This window comes from Mesorhizobium sp. B2-7-3 (assembly GCF_006440715.1).
Taxonomy (GTDB): Bacteria; Pseudomonadota; Alphaproteobacteria; order Rhizobiales; family Rhizobiaceae; genus Mesorhizobium; species Mesorhizobium australicum.
Window position 1 is genome coordinate 396,659 of sequence record NZ_VFTY01000003.1, and the last position, 14,635, is coordinate 411,293.

At 63.6% G+C, this 14,635-nt stretch carries 13 protein-coding genes and 1 pseudogene; 9 read left to right on the forward strand and 5 right to left on the reverse strand.

Translation table 11 applies throughout. From position 1 onward, the window contains the following. The first annotated feature begins 229 nt into the window (after window positions 1-229). Together FJW04_RS09390 and FJW04_RS09395 are read left to right on the forward strand one after the other, a co-directional pair. The gene (locus FJW04_RS09390) at window positions 230-1,171 is read left to right on the forward strand and encodes a phosphoribosylaminoimidazolesuccinocarboxamide synthase (protein ID WP_140713676.1); all 942 of its coding nucleotides are present in this window, start codon (window positions 230-232) and stop codon (window positions 1,169-1,171) included. Between the two features lie 205 nt (window positions 1,172-1,376). Then, window positions 1,377-1,772 (forward strand): acyl-CoA thioesterase, encoded by a 396-nt coding sequence (locus FJW04_RS09395; RefSeq protein WP_140664901.1) that lies wholly within the window; start codon window positions 1,377-1,379, stop codon window positions 1,770-1,772. A 490-nt stretch (window positions 1,773-2,262) separates the two neighbouring features. Here FJW04_RS09395 and FJW04_RS09405 read toward each other — a convergent pair whose 3' ends face one another. Then, the gene (locus tag FJW04_RS09405) at window positions 2,263-2,631 is read right to left on the reverse strand and encodes a helix-turn-helix domain-containing protein (protein WP_015316139.1); all 369 of its coding nucleotides are present in this window, start codon (window positions 2,629-2,631) and stop codon (window positions 2,263-2,265) included. Between the two features lie 90 nt (window positions 2,632-2,721). Between FJW04_RS09405 and FJW04_RS09410 the strand changes: the two genes are divergently transcribed. Beyond that, a complete protein-coding gene (locus FJW04_RS09410) occupies window positions 2,722-3,327 on the forward strand; it encodes an NADPH-dependent FMN reductase (protein WP_015316140.1) in 606 nt (201 codons plus the stop codon). A gap of 334 nt (window positions 3,328-3,661) precedes the next feature. On the opposite strand, the gene FJW04_RS09415 is transcribed toward FJW04_RS09410, so the two are convergent. Next, a complete protein-coding gene (locus tag FJW04_RS09415) occupies window positions 3,662-4,183 on the reverse strand; it encodes a hypothetical protein (protein ID WP_015316141.1) in 522 nt (173 codons plus the stop codon). 74 nt (window positions 4,184-4,257) lie between these two features. Between FJW04_RS09415 and FJW04_RS09420 the strand changes: the two are divergent. The 5 genes and pseudogenes from FJW04_RS09420 to FJW04_RS09440 all read left to right on the forward strand — a co-directional run. Continuing rightward, window positions 4,258-4,423: pseudogene (locus FJW04_RS09420) on the forward strand (CadC-family transcriptional regulator); the annotation flags it as partial. 483 nt (window positions 4,424-4,906) lie between these two features. Beyond that, window positions 4,907-5,785, forward strand: coding sequence for a DMT family transporter (locus FJW04_RS09425; protein WP_140713917.1), 879 nt, complete (start codon window positions 4,907-4,909; stop codon window positions 5,783-5,785). 323 nt (window positions 5,786-6,108) lie between these two features. Continuing rightward, window positions 6,109-7,590 (forward strand): family 16 glycosylhydrolase, encoded by a 1,482-nt coding sequence (locus FJW04_RS09430; RefSeq protein WP_015316143.1) that lies wholly within the window; start codon window positions 6,109-6,111, stop codon window positions 7,588-7,590. 34 nt (window positions 7,591-7,624) lie between these two features. Next, entirely contained in the window at window positions 7,625-9,361 is a 1,737-nt protein-coding gene (locus FJW04_RS09435; RefSeq protein ID WP_140713678.1) for a type I secretion system permease/ATPase, read from the forward strand. 1 nt (window position 9,362) lies between these two features. Next, window positions 9,363-10,682, forward strand: a complete 1,320-nt coding sequence (locus tag FJW04_RS09440; protein WP_140713680.1) for an HlyD family type I secretion periplasmic adaptor subunit — start codon at window positions 9,363-9,365, stop codon at window positions 10,680-10,682. Window positions 10,683-10,747: 65 nt separating this feature from the next. On the opposite strand, the gene FJW04_RS09445 is transcribed toward FJW04_RS09440, so the two are convergent. Both FJW04_RS09445 and FJW04_RS09450 read right to left on the reverse strand, forming a co-directional pair. Then, window positions 10,748-12,058 carry a hemolysin family protein gene (locus FJW04_RS09445; RefSeq protein WP_015316146.1) on the reverse strand — a complete coding sequence of 437 codons (1,311 nt, stop codon included), beginning with the start codon at window positions 12,056-12,058 and terminating at the stop codon, window positions 10,748-10,750. A gap of 159 nt (window positions 12,059-12,217) precedes the next feature. Then, a complete protein-coding gene (locus tag FJW04_RS09450) occupies window positions 12,218-12,925 on the reverse strand; it encodes an LssY C-terminal domain-containing protein (RefSeq protein ID WP_140664920.1) in 708 nt (235 codons plus the stop codon). Window positions 12,926-13,036: 111 nt separating this feature from the next. Between FJW04_RS09450 and FJW04_RS09455 the strand changes: the two genes are divergently transcribed. Next, the gene (locus FJW04_RS09455; RefSeq protein WP_015316147.1) at window positions 13,037-13,747 is read left to right on the forward strand and encodes a gamma-glutamylcyclotransferase; all 711 of its coding nucleotides are present in this window, start codon (window positions 13,037-13,039) and stop codon (window positions 13,745-13,747) included. Window positions 13,748-13,754: 7 nt separating this feature from the next. Here the strand turns inward: FJW04_RS09455 and FJW04_RS09460 are convergent, their stop codons facing one another. After that, on the reverse strand, window positions 13,755-14,561 hold the full coding sequence (locus tag FJW04_RS09460; RefSeq protein WP_140617732.1) for an extensin family protein: 807 nt from the start codon (window positions 14,559-14,561) through the stop codon (window positions 13,755-13,757). Window positions 14,562-14,635 lie beyond the last annotated feature (74 nt).

The following is a 14,635-nucleotide window of genomic DNA, read 5'->3' on the forward strand; positions in this document are numbered from 1 at the left end:
GAAATCTGGCGCAGCCTAGACGCCATGGGTTCGCCGCGTCGCCGCGCCTTCCGGCATCGGTTGTGAAAAAAGCGACTGGTATACCGGCCGGCTTTCGGGGAATGCCGACAATCGCGCTTGATATGCATGGGGTCGACGGACTATGCGGATAGCATCATTTCGGCATGATTTTTTCCGAAACTTTTCGGAATCATGCCCCTGGCCACTCCGCGCAAAGGCAGGAGAACCCATGCGTGTCCTGTCGGATGCTTTCATTCCCGAACTGCCGGGCTATTACAAAGGCAAGGTCCGGGAGAATTACGACCTGGCCGACGGCAGGCGTATCATCATCGCCACCGACCGTCTCAGCGCCTTCGACATCATCCTGACCTCGATCCCGTTCAAGGGAGAGATCCTCACCCGGACGGCGCGGTACTGGTTCGAGGAAACCGCCGACATCTGCCCGAACCATGTGCTGGAATATCCCGACCCCAACGTCGTCGTCGGCACAAGGCTCGACATACTGCCGGTCGAGATCGTCGTGCGCGGCTATCTGGCGGGGACCACCAGCACCTCGATCCTGACCCGCTACCGACGCGGCGAACGGGACATGTATGGAATGCGCCTGCCAGACGGCCTGCGCGACAATGAGAGGCTGGCCGAGCCGGTCATCACGCCGACCAGCAAGGCGGCCGACGGCGGCCATGACGAGCCGCTGTCCAGGGCCGAGATCCTGGAGCAGGGCCTGCTCACGCAGGAGCAGTGGGACACGGTTTCGGATTATGCCTTGAAGCTGTTCGCCCGCGGCCAGGCGCGCGCAGCCGAACGCGGCCTGATCCTGGCCGACACGAAATACGAATTCGGGACAGACAAGGACGGGGCGGTCATTCTCGCCGACGAAATCCACACGCCCGACAGCAGCCGGTACTGGATCGCGGCGAGCTACCAACAGGCGCTGGCTGATGGCACGCGGCCGGAGAGCTTCGACAAGGATTTCATCCGCTCATGGGTGACGGCGCGCTGCGATCCCTACAAGGACCCGATCCCGAGGATTCCGGACGAGATCGTCGAACAGGCCTCTGGGGTGTATGCCCAGGCTTACGAGGCGATCACCGGCAAGGCATTCGTTCCCGACATTTCCGGGGATACGGTTCTCGACCGCATCCGCGCTAACCTTGCACGTTATTTCTGAGAGGTGCGATCTCCAGGAACCGCGTTCCTCGGCGATTGGAGGAAACCCTCCCTGACACCCGAAGCCGCTGAAAATCAGGCACAACCGGGCGAATGCAGGGTTAGCCTATGGCCTTGGGGCGAGGAAACAGCAGCCGCCGCGCGTTGACCTATTCCCGTAGCGGCGATACGGGATCGATGACCATCACTGCTTGAGGATTCTGCCCATGGTGCAGTACGCGGACGGACGGCCGATCGGAGACCTGACGCTGCGCACCCTGGCCATGCCTTCGGACGCCAATGCCGCAGGCGACATTTTCGGTGGCTGGGTGATGGCGCAGATGGATCTTGCCTGCGGCATCCGCGCCGCTGAGCGCGCCAGGGGCCGCGTGGTGACGGCGGCGGTCAAGGAAATGTCGTTCGCCAAGCCGATGAAGATCGGCGACACGCTGTGCATCTACACCCATGTCGAACGCGTCGGCCGCACCTCGATGACGCTCAAGGTCGAGGCCTGGGCGCAGCGCTACCTTTCCGACCTGATGGAAAAGGTGACGCACGCCGATTTCGTCATGGTGGCGCTCGACGGCGAGGGCAAGCCGAAGGTGGTTCCCGCCGAGAGCTGATTCGACCGCCAAGCCCGGGCATTTGTAACATCGCCCGAGCGAAGCGATGCGTTCAGCGACATGCTGCCGTTGCCTTCAAAGCGCAATTCTGCGGGGCACCGGAGGAAGACAATGCGTCAACACCTGTTGAACGGCTGGCTTGCGGCGGCTCTCGTGGCCCTTGTCTGCCTGCTCGGCATAACCGCTTACGCCGAAGTCAAACAGGACCTTGGGCGCACCGCCTGCCTGCATGACACGACGGATGCGAAGCAGCGAACAGCGACGTGCACGATCTGCAGCCAGACGCCTTGCTTGGCGCGAAGGGCCTGACTGGCTGCCGTTGGAATGTGTGTTACCGTCGAGAGGGGGCCGGGCGCGTCGGGCCGGCATCGAGCGCCATGGACTGTTTCCAAGTCGCCTTTAGGTCCAGTCGCTTTCAAGGAGCCGTGACTTCGCTTGGGCAGCTAGAGCCGCTCAGTGCAGGTCCCGAATCCCTTGCCGCGCATGGGCTTCAGGCGTGCATGTCGTCGAATCTGGCGCGTGCCGACTGGACACGCTGGGTGTTCTTGCGGGCCCATTCGCCGAGCGCGCCGACCGGCACCAGCAACTCGTGACCGAGCTCCGTCAGCTCGTAATCGACGCGCGGCGGAATGGTTGGAAACACCTTGCGGGTGATGAAGCCGTCACGCTCCAGGCCGCGCAAGGTGGTGGTCAGCATCTTCTGGGAGATGCCGCCGACGGCGGCGCGCAATTCGTTGAAACGCAGCGGTCCGCCGCCCAGCTTGCCGACCACGAGCACGGTCCATTTGTCGCCGACGCGCTGCAGGATTTCCGACACGGCGCGGCAGTCCTCGGTGTTATGCGGGTGCCTCAGTAACAAAAACGTGCCTCCTTGCGCATCAAATTGTCAGTATCACATATAGCGCCGGTATCCAAACGATACCAAAAATTCCCGCAAGGAGAGCCCCTTATGTCCAAGCCCAAAATCGCCATTGTCATCGGTTCGACGCGCGCTGCCCGCTTCGCCGACGTGCCGACGCAGTGGATCGCCAAGATCGCCAAGGCACATGCCGACATCGATGTCGAAATTGTCGATCTGCGCGACTTTCCGCTGCCCTTCTTCGATGAGGTCGCGTCTTCCGCCTGGGCGCCGTCGCAGAACGAAGTCGCACAGCGCTGGCAGAAGAAGGTCGCCGGATTCGACGGCTTCATCTTCACCGCCGCCGAATACAATCACGGCCCGACGGCCGTGCTGAAGAATGCGATCGACTACGCCGCCAACGAGTGGAACAAGAAGCCGGCCGGCTTTGTCGGCTATGGCAGCGTCGGTGGCGCCCGCGCCGTCGAACAGCTTCGTCTCCACGCCGTCGAATTGCAGATGGCGCCGGTCAAGTCCGCGGTCCATATCGCCTGGGGCGATTTCCTGGCCGTGCGCCAGGGCGAGAAGAAGCTCGAAGATCTCGAGCACCTGAACCAGGCCGCCACCGCGCTGGTCAACGACGTCGCCTGGTGGGCCAAGGTGCTGAAGGCCGCCCGCGCCGCCGATGCCGTCGCCGGAGAAGCCCAGGCGGCCTGATCCGCCGGATCGGATTGTCCTCCCAAGGGATATGGGGCGGCGCTTGCGTCGCCCTTTTTTCGCGTTCCTGCAAGGAGTTGCGGCTGCGCGAAAGATCTGCATGCAACGCCGCGCCGCCCCTCAGCGCCTCGCAAGCAGGTGAGGGTGCCGCAGACACAGCGCTCTTGCGAAGGCGCCCGTCCCGGGAGCCACGTGCTCGTCCTTTGCCCGAAGAGGGCGGCTCGACCGGCAAGGTCGTGCTGATGCCTTAGTTCCCGAAGCTGCTCGTCGGCAGACTGCCACCTCAAAGGGCGGTCGTCGGTCCAGGTCGGGTCGGCTCCGAATATCGAACGGCTCAAATACCCGCGATCGCGAAAAGCCAGGCCAGGATGTCGAACAACAGAAGGACCAGCGCAATCTGCAATGCCACCCGAAGCCGCTGGATAATGCGCCAGTTGCTGACCATGTCCGCCTTGATGCGAAGGGCGAGCGCGCGCTGCATGGCCGACATGTTTGCTGGCCTGTCGCCGTCGACATATTGATGGAGCAGCTCTTCTGGGTCGAAGCGGAACGTGTATTTGTGGTAGGGCCAAAGCAAGAAGACGATCAGCCCGCCGATGACGAACAGCAGAACCACCGCGATCCAGTCCCAAAGCCCAAGCCCGTCGGAAAGCGCCCTTCCGCCAAGCAGCGAGTTGGCGAACGCAGTGGCGAAGATGAGGCTGCCAGCGCGGGCGTTCATGTTCTCGACGAGGTTCTGCTGGTGATTGAGGCCTCTCACTGCCTCCTGATAAATGAAGGCAAGGCGGGGATCGCCGTCGGCAAGGTCGCTCGCGACTGCTGTGTTGCTGTCTGCTCTATTGGCAGATTCGTTCATAAGGGTGCTCTATAGCGCGCCAGTGCTGAGTCATCCTAACTCAAATCTCTTGCCGCCAAAACGTTGGCCGTACAGGACAGCTCCTCGACTCTTCCACCGGCCTCCATTTATGGGCCGACTGTTTTTGACGGCACTCTGGCGGAGATCTTTGATCTCCAGGATCAGATCGCCTCAAACATAGTCGGCGCAATCACGCCGAAGATCGAGGAGGCTGAAATCGAACGTGCCAAGTGCAAACCGAGATCTTTGCGCTCGCAGCCGAACTACGCGAGCGCGATGCGTGTCGCGATGGCAAGTCATGCCTTGGCGGGACAGCTTTCTGAAGCGGAGAAGATGCGCGCCTGCGCGAACTCGATCCCACATTGCGGCTTTCGGACTCGCGGAGGTGCTGCCCCGTTTCAACGGGTGGAAGACCGTGACAACTATATCGAGGGCCTTCGGAAGGCGGACTTGCCAGAATAGCGCAAAAGCCGGTCCGTCATGCCATGGCCGAGACTCGATGCTCAGATATCCGCTTTCGCGGTCACGCGCCGCTAGACAAGCCGGCAATGGTTGGCGGGCTCGCTGCGAGCTTTCCCAGCCATTCCACAAGTCGCCATGGTTGGACCGCCATGTCGGCGGGGCTGCCATCTGGCCCCGCCGGTCCGCCCTGATATATCCGACTGCGATCCGTCACATGAGGGCCTCGTGAAGTCGTCCAGCCTGGCAGGCGCCGTTTCTCCCATGATCCCGGTGCTTGTCTGCGCGCTTGGCATCTTCCTGCTGTCGGGGATGGACGCGGCGATGAAGGTCCTGGTCCTTGCCGTCGGCGTCTACAACACGGTGCTGTGGCGCAGCATGCTCGCGACCGTGGTTGCCGGAGCCGGCTGGTCGGCGGGACCGCGCACGCTGCCCAAGCCTTCCGTGCTCAGGCTGCATGCGCTGCGTGCCGCGGTCGTCGGCTTTGTCCTGCTGTCCTTCTTCTGGGGGCTTGCCAGGCTGCCGCTGGCGGAGGCGATCGGGCTCAGTTTCGTGGCGCCGCTGTTCGCCCTGCTGCTGGCGGCGTTGCTGCTCGGCGAACGCATACAGCGTCAGGCGATCTGGGCTTCGCTGGCCGGCATTGCGGGCGTCGCAATCATCGTCGGTGGACAGTTCGGGCAGACAAGCCATGCCAGGGATGCCTTGCTCGGCACGGCGGCGGTGCTGGTGTCGACGGTGTTCTATGCCTACAATCTGATCCTTGCGCGGCAGCAGGCGCTGGTGGCCAAGCCGATCGAGATCATGCTGTTCCAGAACCTTTGCGTGGCGGTCTTCCTTGGTCTCGCGTCACCCTGGCTGGCCATTACCCTGCCGCGCGAGCTCTGGCTTCCGCTCGCCGGCGTGACGGCGCTGTCGCTCGCCGGCCAATTCCTGATGAGCTGGGCCTATGCGCGGGCGGAAGCGCAGTATCTGATCCCGACGGAATACTCCGCCTTCATCTGGGCGTTCGCACTTGGCTTCCTCTTCTTCGACGAGGCGGTGACCTGGACCACGCTGGCGGGAGCGGGTCTCATCGTCACCAGTTGCCTGATCGCGGCACGCTCAAATCCCAGGCTTGCCGAGCCGATCGAAGCCGCTCTCTGATGGCGTCAGCTTCCCGCCCACCATGCGCCGAGGAGGGAGGCTGATGGGCTCGGAGGGGTAGCCGTCATCTAAGTAGATCATTCATCTAAGTAGATCCTTTGCAATTTCTAGTTTATACACCATTTTACTAAATATCTTTGCTTAAGCGCCGCACTTTTCCCGGACAATAAGTATATGTCTTCCGAAAGATCGATGTTATGGTGGATTGTGTAATGATTCCCCGGAACGAAATCGTTCCTTTCAGCATTGATCCGACGTGGCCATCCGGAAGTCCGTAAGCGAACGGTTCGAGACGGCCATGCCTCACGAGGAGGATGTATCCGATGAGCTTCTTCGTCAACGCCGTGGGTGTTCCTCTTCCCTACAGCGGTACGTCCAACCACTGGTTCTCGGCGCCTGGGGCCGGGCCCGACTTGTATGGCAGCGCGGGAAATGACTCGTTTTACGGAGCGGGCAATCTCAACGTCACCATGCATGGCGGCACGGGCGATGACATCTATTACCTCTATGGGGCGGGCAACAAGGTGGCCGAGGGCGCCGGGGCAGGCATCGACACGATCAGCACGTGGATGAGCTACAAGCTCCCCGCCAATGTCGAGAACCTCATCGTCACAAACCCCAACAACTACGCTTTCGGAAACGGCTTGGACAACATCATCACCGCCAAGGCTGGGCACCAGACGCTGGACGGCGGCGCGGGAAACGATGTTCTGATCGATGGCGGCGGTGGCTACGACACGTTCGTCATCTCGAAAGGCAACGGCAGCGACCTGATCGCCAATTTCGCCGCCACCGACACCGTCCGCCTCAATGGCTATGGTTTCACGTCGTTCGATGCCGTTCACTCGAACCTGATCCAGGCGGGATCGAACGTGCTGCTGAACCTCGGATCCGGCGAGATCCTCGAGTTCAAGGACACGACCATCGACAAGCTGCAGCCCAACCAGTTCGAATTGCCGATCGACATGTCCGGCATGAAGCTGTCCTTCAGCGACGATTTCAACGCGCTCAATCTTCACAACGCTCAGGGCGGCACGTGGGATACCAACTTCTCATGGGGAGCGCCGAACGGCAGCACATTGACCAGCAATGGCGAGCTGCAATGGTACATCGACGCCAATTACGGGCCGACGAGTTCCGTCCACCCGTTCAGCGTGAATAACGGCGTGCTCACCATCACCGCCGCGCAGGCGCCGGCCGACATCAAGCCCCTGATCAACAACTACGAATACACGTCAGGTATCCTCAATACGCACAGCACCTTCTCACAAACCTACGGCTATTTCGAAATGCGCGCCGACCTGCCCGAGAACGCCGGCGCCTGGCCCGCCTTCTGGCTGCTGCCGGCAGACGGCTCGTGGCCGCCGGAACTGGATGTGGTGGAAACGCGCGGGCAGGACCCGAACTCGTTGATCATGACGGCGCATTCGAATGAAACGGGAACCCACACCAAGGTGACGTCGACGGTAAACACCATGGATACCGCCGGCTTCCACACCTATGGGCTGCTGTGGACGCCGGACAAGCTCGTCTGGACTTATGACGGTGTCCAGGTCGCGGAAGCGGCGACGCCATCGGATATGCACAAGCCCATGTACATGCTGGCCGATCTCGCGGTCGGCGGTCTTGCCGGCGCGCCTCCCGATCATCTGGCGACGCCTGCCGAGATGAAGATCGACTATATCCGCGCCTATACGCTGGACAACGCGCCGGCGAGCGCTTTGCACACCACCACCAGCACCGCCACGCATAGCATCGCCAGCAGCACGCTGCACGGCGGTTCCGAATTCGGGGGCCACGCGTAAGGGCCGGGATCATGCAGCGGCGGGAAATGCGGAAATGACTGGACCGTCCGGCCTGCGTCCGGTCTTCCTGCGCGCTATCGCCGATGTCGGCGTCTTCTCGCTGCTGATCAACATCCTGCTGTTGGTGATTCCGCTCTACCTGCTGCAGGTGTATGACCGCGTGCTGCCGTCCTCCAGCGTCGAGACGCTTGTCTATCTGTCAGCTATCGCGGTGCTCGCGCTCGCCTTCCTCGGGCTGCTGGACGCAATCCGCGCCGTTTACACGCAGCGCGTCGCGGCGACGGTCGACCGCAAGCTGGGTGCCAGCACCTTCGCCGTTTCGCTCGGCGCGAGATATGCCGGCGGCCTGTCGCCGCTGCGCGATCTCGCTTCGGTCTGCGCCTTCATCAGGTCACGCGGCGTGGCGGTGCTGTTCGACCTGCCTTTCGCCCCTGTCTTCCTCGCCTTGCTCTATCTCATCCATCCGGTGCTGTTCTGGGTGACGGTCGCCGGCGCGGTGCTTCTGCTATTCCTCGTCGTGGCCAACCAGCTTGCGATCGGCAGGAACGATGCCTTGTCCGCGGAGCGTTCGGCGTTGGCCAGCCAGGCGGAACAGGCCTTTGCCCGCAATGCCGAGACGCTGCGCGCCATGGGCATGGTGCGGAATGCCTCGCTGGTCTGGGGACGGCACGTGGCGGCGGCGCTCACTTTCCATGACCGTTCCTCGAGCGCCAACGCGATCTTCAGCGGCGCCTCGCGGGCGCTGCGCATGATGCTGCAACTGGCGATCCTCGGCGCCGGCGCATGGCTGGTGCTGCAGGGGCAGATGACGGCCGGCATGATCTTCGCCTCCTCACTGGTGTCGTCGCGCGCGCTGCAGCCGCTCGACCAGCTGATCGGCGCCTGGCGGCAGATCGCCGACGCGCGGCGGGCGTGGACGCGGCTGGAAAAAGCGCTCGCAATGCGTCCGCCCGAGCCGCGAAAACTGATCCTGCCCGATCCGGCCGGCGCGATTTCCGTGCAGGACGTCTTCTTCATGGCGCCGAACGCCCAGCCCGGCACGGAACCCATCCTCAAGCGGCTCAACTTTGCGATCGGCGCGGGCGAAGCGCTGGCCGTCGTCGGCCCGAGCGGGGCCGGCAAATCGACACTGGCGCGGTTGCTCGTAGGGGCCGCCCAACCGACCGGCGGCTCAATCAGGATCGACGGCGCCGACCTCAGGACCTGGGACGAAAGCCAGCTTGGAAAGCATGTCGGCTACCTCGCGCAGGAGGTTGAGCTCTTTCCTGGATCGATCGCGCAAAACGTCGCCCGCTTCGACCAGCAAGCGGACGACGCCGCGATCGTCGAGGCGGCAAGGCGCGCCCAGGTGCACGAGCTGATCCTGGCGCAGCGCGACGGCTACCAGACCATGATCGGCCCGTCGGACAGGGCGCTGTCGGGGGGCGAGCGCCAGCGAATCGGCCTGGCGCGCGCCTTCTACGGAAATCCGCGGCTCCTGGTACTCGACGAGCCCAGCTCCCATCTCGACGGCAGCGGCGAGGCCGCGCTCGAGGCGGTGCTTTCGGCCGCGCGAGCGGCGGGCGTCACGGTCATCGTGGTCACCCATCGCCCTTCGATCGCCGCCGCTTGCGCCCGCGTGATGCTTTTGCGCGGCGGCATGGTCGAAGCCTTCGGCCCTGCCGACGAGGTGCTGCGGCGCTCGGTGATCGGCAAGGCCCCCCAGCAGAGCACGGTGGTGACCGGGTCATTCGTCCCGACAATCCGCGCGGGTGGCAGTTTCGGATCGTGAGATGACGACAAAGAGCCTCGCCTGGGACAGCCAGCCGCGCACCGACATAAGACGCGTGGCCCTCACCGGCTACGTCGCCATAGCGGTGCTGGCGGGCGGCTTCGGCTATTGGGCCGTCAGCGCTCCCTTGTCGGGAGCGGTGATCACGCAAGGCACGATCTCGGCGACCGGCGGAAACATCCGCATCCAGCATCGCGAGGGCGGGATCATCAGGGAATTACCGGTCCATGAAGGCGATCGCGTGCAACAGGGCCAGGACCTGGTCTTGCTGGACCCAACGGCCGCGCAGGCCGAGCTCAACCGGCTGGTGAGGCAGTCGATCGCGCTCAGGGCAAGTGCGGCGCGGCTGGAGGCGGAACGCGACGGATTGGACAGGATGGCGCCCATCACCGAAGCGGCGCCGGCACCTTTCCAGCACGATTTCGAGATCCTGGTTCGCGAACAGCAAAAGGAATTCGACGCTAGGCTGGCCCGGTTCCGGTCGGAAAAATCGATCCTGGCACAACGCGTCGCCATGCATCGGCAGTCGGTGGTGGGGTTGCAGGCCCAGCAACAGGCCATTCAGCAACAAGCCGACGTCGTGAAGAACGAACTCGGCATCAAGACCGGCCTGCTGGACAAGGGCCTCACCAATCGCACCGAGTACTCCCAGCTATTGCGCAGCGAGGCCGATCTCGTCGGCCAGGCCGGGGCGCTGGAGGCCAATCTCGCGACGGCCAACACGCAGATCGTCGAAGCCCAGGAGCAGATCGAGCGCCAGACCACGCAACGCGTCGAGGAGGCGCTGACGAAGCTGGACGACGTTCGCTCCAATCTGGCCGACGTCGAGGAGCAGACCAGGGCGGCGGAGGCGGTGCTGCGGCGCACGACGATCAAGGCGCCGGCGGCAGGCATCGTGGTGTCGTCGGCCTATAATTCCAAGGGAAGCGTGATCGCCCCCGGCGAAAAGATCATGGAGATCCTGCCCACGGCATCGGGCCTCGTCGTCGATGCAAGGCTGCGGCCGAAAGACCTCGATCAGGTCCGCGTCGGCCAGCCGGCGAAGCTGCGGCTGTCCGCCTTGAACGCGCGGCTCACTCCCGAGGTCTCAGCCACGGTGGCGCAAATTTCAGCGGACCGGCTCGTCGACGAGGCAACGCATGAGCCCTATTTCCGAGCCAAGCTGAGGATCGCGGCCGACCTGCCGCCCTGCGTAAAGCCCGAGCAGCTTTATCCCGGAACGCCAGTCGAGGCGTTCATCAACACCGGTGATCGGACTTTCCTGGAGTATCTGGCACGGCCGATGCTCGATTCCTTCGCCCGCGCCTTCACCGAGCGGTAGAGCTCGCGGTCCGCGCAATATATTGGCCGCCGTCGAGGGCCGCGGGCCGAACCATGCATATGCCGTCAGCGCACCATCTCACGGTGGCCGCTGGGCAGGCGGGTGGCGATCAGCTTATCGATGCGGCGGCCATCGAGGTCGACGACCTCGAAACGCCAGCCCTGCGCGTCGACACATTCGCCGGTCGCCGGCAGATGGTGCATGTGCGACAGCACATAGCCGGCGACGGTCTCGTAGTCGCGGTTCTCCGGCAGGTCGATGCCGAGCACCTCGGCCATCTCGTCGGCCTGCATGTAGCCGGCGAGAAGCCATGAGCCGTCGTCGCGCTGGACGGCGTTTTCTTCCTCGCCGGCCTCGAGATCCGAGCGGAAGACGCCGGTGATGGCTTCTAGGATGTCGGCGGGGGTGACGATGCCTTCGAAGTGGCCGTATTCGTCATGCACCAGCGCCATCGGCACGTCGCTCTCCTTCAGCTTCTGCAACACATCAAGCGCATCGGCCTGGTCGTGCACGATCGGTGCCGCGCGCACATATTTGCGCGGGTCGAGCGCGCGGCCGCCGAGCAGTGCGGCCAGCACGTCGCGCGTCTGGATGACGCCGATCATGGCGTCCACCCCGCCGTCGCCGGCGGGCAGGCGCGAATGCTGAGTGTCCATCAGAAGCTTGCGGATCGTGGCATCGTCGGACTGCAGGTTGATCCAGTCGACATCGGTGCGCGGTGACATGACGGCGCGCACGGCGCGGTCGCCAAGCCGCATGACGCCGGCGATCATGCGCCGCTCGTCGGATTCGATGGTGCCGTGATGCTCGGCCTCGGCGACCAGCATCTTGATCTCCTCGTCGGTAACCTTCTCCTCGCTTTCGCCGCGCTGGCCGAGCAGCCAGAGCACGGCACGGCCCGAAATATCGAGCAGGAAGACCAGAGGGGCCGAGATGGTGGCCAGGATGGTCATTGCCGGCGCCGCCCGTGCCGCGACCCGCTCGGGATCGCGCAACGCGATCTGCTTGGGCACGAGTTCGCCGATAATCAGCGAGGCATAGGTGATGATGGCCACGACGATGCCGACGCCGAGCGGATCGGCTATGTTCTCGCGGATGCCTGCCGTAGCCAGATATTGCGCCAGCCTCTGGCCGAGCGTGGCGCCGGAAAAGGCACCCGAGAGCACGCCGACCAGCGTGATGCCGATCTGCACGGAGGACAGGAATTTGCCGGGATTGGAGCCAAGCGCCAAAGCGCGGCCGGCACCCTTGACGTTGCGGTCGATCATCGCCTTCAGGCGAGCCGGCCGCGATGAGACGATGGCGAGTTCGGACATCGACAGAAGGCCGTTCACGCAGATGAGGACGACCACGGTGGCGATTTCAACGTATAGCATGAGGGCTCAATAGCATTGCCGCACGGCTTTCGAAAATAGTCGGCGGCCATTTTAGAAAGATGACAGCGGATGCGGGTGGATCAGACAGCATCCCAGGGCGGCGCGCCTTCGAGAAGGGGCCGTTCGGCAAGATCGTCATCGCGACGACCTGACCTGCCGTCACGGCAACTGCTTCAGCACGCCGACGACCGCCTTGCCGTCGGTGAAATAAGGGTCGCCGCCGCCATTGCGGCCGCTCCGGGTGGGGCCGATGCCCGCCAGGCCGCTGGTCGAGGCCAACAGGCCGGCGGCATTGAGATCGCCGACCATAAAGTCGCGCTCGGCATCGAGGTCGGGACCGATGTGATGGGTGATGGCGCCCGTGTCATGGCTCAGACCGACGCCGCGATCGAAGCTGGCGGCACCCAGCCAGAGCGGCCTGCCATCGTCGCCAACCGTATCCGTTCGCCAAAAACGGACGTGATGGCGCCGGTCGGCACTGTCGCCGACCGGCTTTTCGAAAGCGAGTTCCTGGGCGCGGCCTTCGAACAGCAGACGGCTTATCGGTGCGTCGGGATAGGGGCGGGAAAACAGGACACTTTCGCCGATGTCGATGGCGGTTCTCAAGGTGACGGCGTCGGCGGTGTCCCAGCCGGCGACGGCGAAAGCGTGCACCAGCTCCTTCTCCGTGCCGATCAGGCCGACATTGATGGGGTCGCCGGGAATGCCTTGCGACGTGTGGGTGACCATCTCGAAATGCCGATCGCGAAAGCCGCGATCACGGAATGTCCAGAATTCCGGCGCCGCGACATAGGCGAGCGCCAGATAGCCGCCCAGCACGGCCACTACCCAGATCGCAATGCGTCGCTGGAGGCTTCGTTGGCTCATAAAGGCGGCTCGATCCGAGCGCTATCTGTTGCCTGACGGTTCCCTGGAAATCAATGGCCAGAGATGAGCAGACGGTTTATCGTCAGCCATCATTTTTTCGTGGGGGCGGGAATGAAACGGAAGCCGACGGGCCCGAGAACGATGGCGTTGACCGCGGATCTTGTCGCCCGGGTCGAGCGCGTCGAACTGGATCCCGGGCCTGAGCCTGGAACGGCCGAGCACACCAACGCGGAGTTCGATGAGTTGGTCGCTCGACTGCTCGCCGAATATCGGCCCGAAATGCTATGGGTCTTCGCCTATGGTTCGTTGATCTGGAATCCCGAATTCGTTCCTGTCGAGCAACGCCCGGCGACGGCGCCTGGATGGCACCGTTCGTTCTGCCTGAAGCTGACGCGTTGGCGGGGGACGCGCGAATTGCCTGCCCTGATGCTGGCGCTGGACCGCGGCGGCAGCTGCAACGGGATCGTCTACCGGCTGCCCGATGAAGATCATTTCGGGCAGCTCGGCCAGCTGATGCGCCGGGAAATCGATGCCAACCCACCAACCAACGTGCCCTGCTGGATCAAGGTCAAGACCAAGGAGGGTCCGCTGCGCGCTCTGGCTTTCGTCGCCGCGCCGGGTGGCAAGGCCTATGCCGGACGGTTGCCGTTGGAGCAGGTTGCGGACACGCTGGCGCGAGCCGCCGGACACTGGGGGTCGTCGGCGCAGTATCTGTTCCGGACCGTCAGCAAGCTGGAAGAAAGCGGTATTCGGGACAAGAATCTCTGGCGCATCCAGGATCTCGTGGCTCGGCAAATTATCGCGTCCACCGGTGACGCATGATCTTTTCCTACCGGCAGGCGCGGTAACCGTTCCTGCGGTTCTTGATGTCGAAATGGAAATGGTTGCGGTGGTCGTAATTGTAGCCGGGGCCGAGCACGGTGGTGAAATACTGGCAGCCGTCGGCGCGCACATTGTTGAGGAAGCCGCGGGTGCGGAAGGCGAACAGGCCGGGTTTGCGCACGTCGATGTCGTCGCCATTGTTGAGTTCGATGCTCATGACATCGAGCGCGTTGCCCTTGCCGTGCTCCGACAGCACGCCTTCGCCGGCAATGTTGCGGCAGGAGTAGCTTGAGCCCTGGTGGATGGTCCTGACGCCGGAGAAATAGCGCCAGCGGGCGGAGGGAACGAGTTCGTTCTTGGTCCAGGCGGCGAAGGTGGCGGCCATGTCGCAGGTCAGGGTCGCGGCGGGTTTCATCTCGATGCTGCCGATAGCCGTGACCTTGACCGGATAGTCGATGCCGCACTGGCCCTCATGGATCGGTGCCAGATCGGTGTAGGCGACATCGAGGCGCTTCAGCTGCTGGCGGCAATCGGTTTCGCTGGCTGGAATCTGCTCCACCGGCGACATCGGCTCGTCCATGCGCGGATAGGCGGCCTGCGTCATGTAGGGATTGGACGGAACAAGCTTCTGCATGCCCTGATATTGCGGCACGGCCGCGGTCTGCGAGCCGACATCGACGGCAGGCTGCAGCGACAGCACGCTGCCGGTGTTGCAGGCGGAAACCGTGGCCAATGCAAGACCGGCGGCCATAAGCGCCGCAGGTTTCAGTTGGTGTGCGGCGGCGAGGAAAACGGCGCGAAATTTGCCGGCCATTGGCGGAATCCTACTTCGGGATATCCGGCATTTTAACGATCAAGGGTAAAGGAAAACTCAGCGTCCGCGTTCAT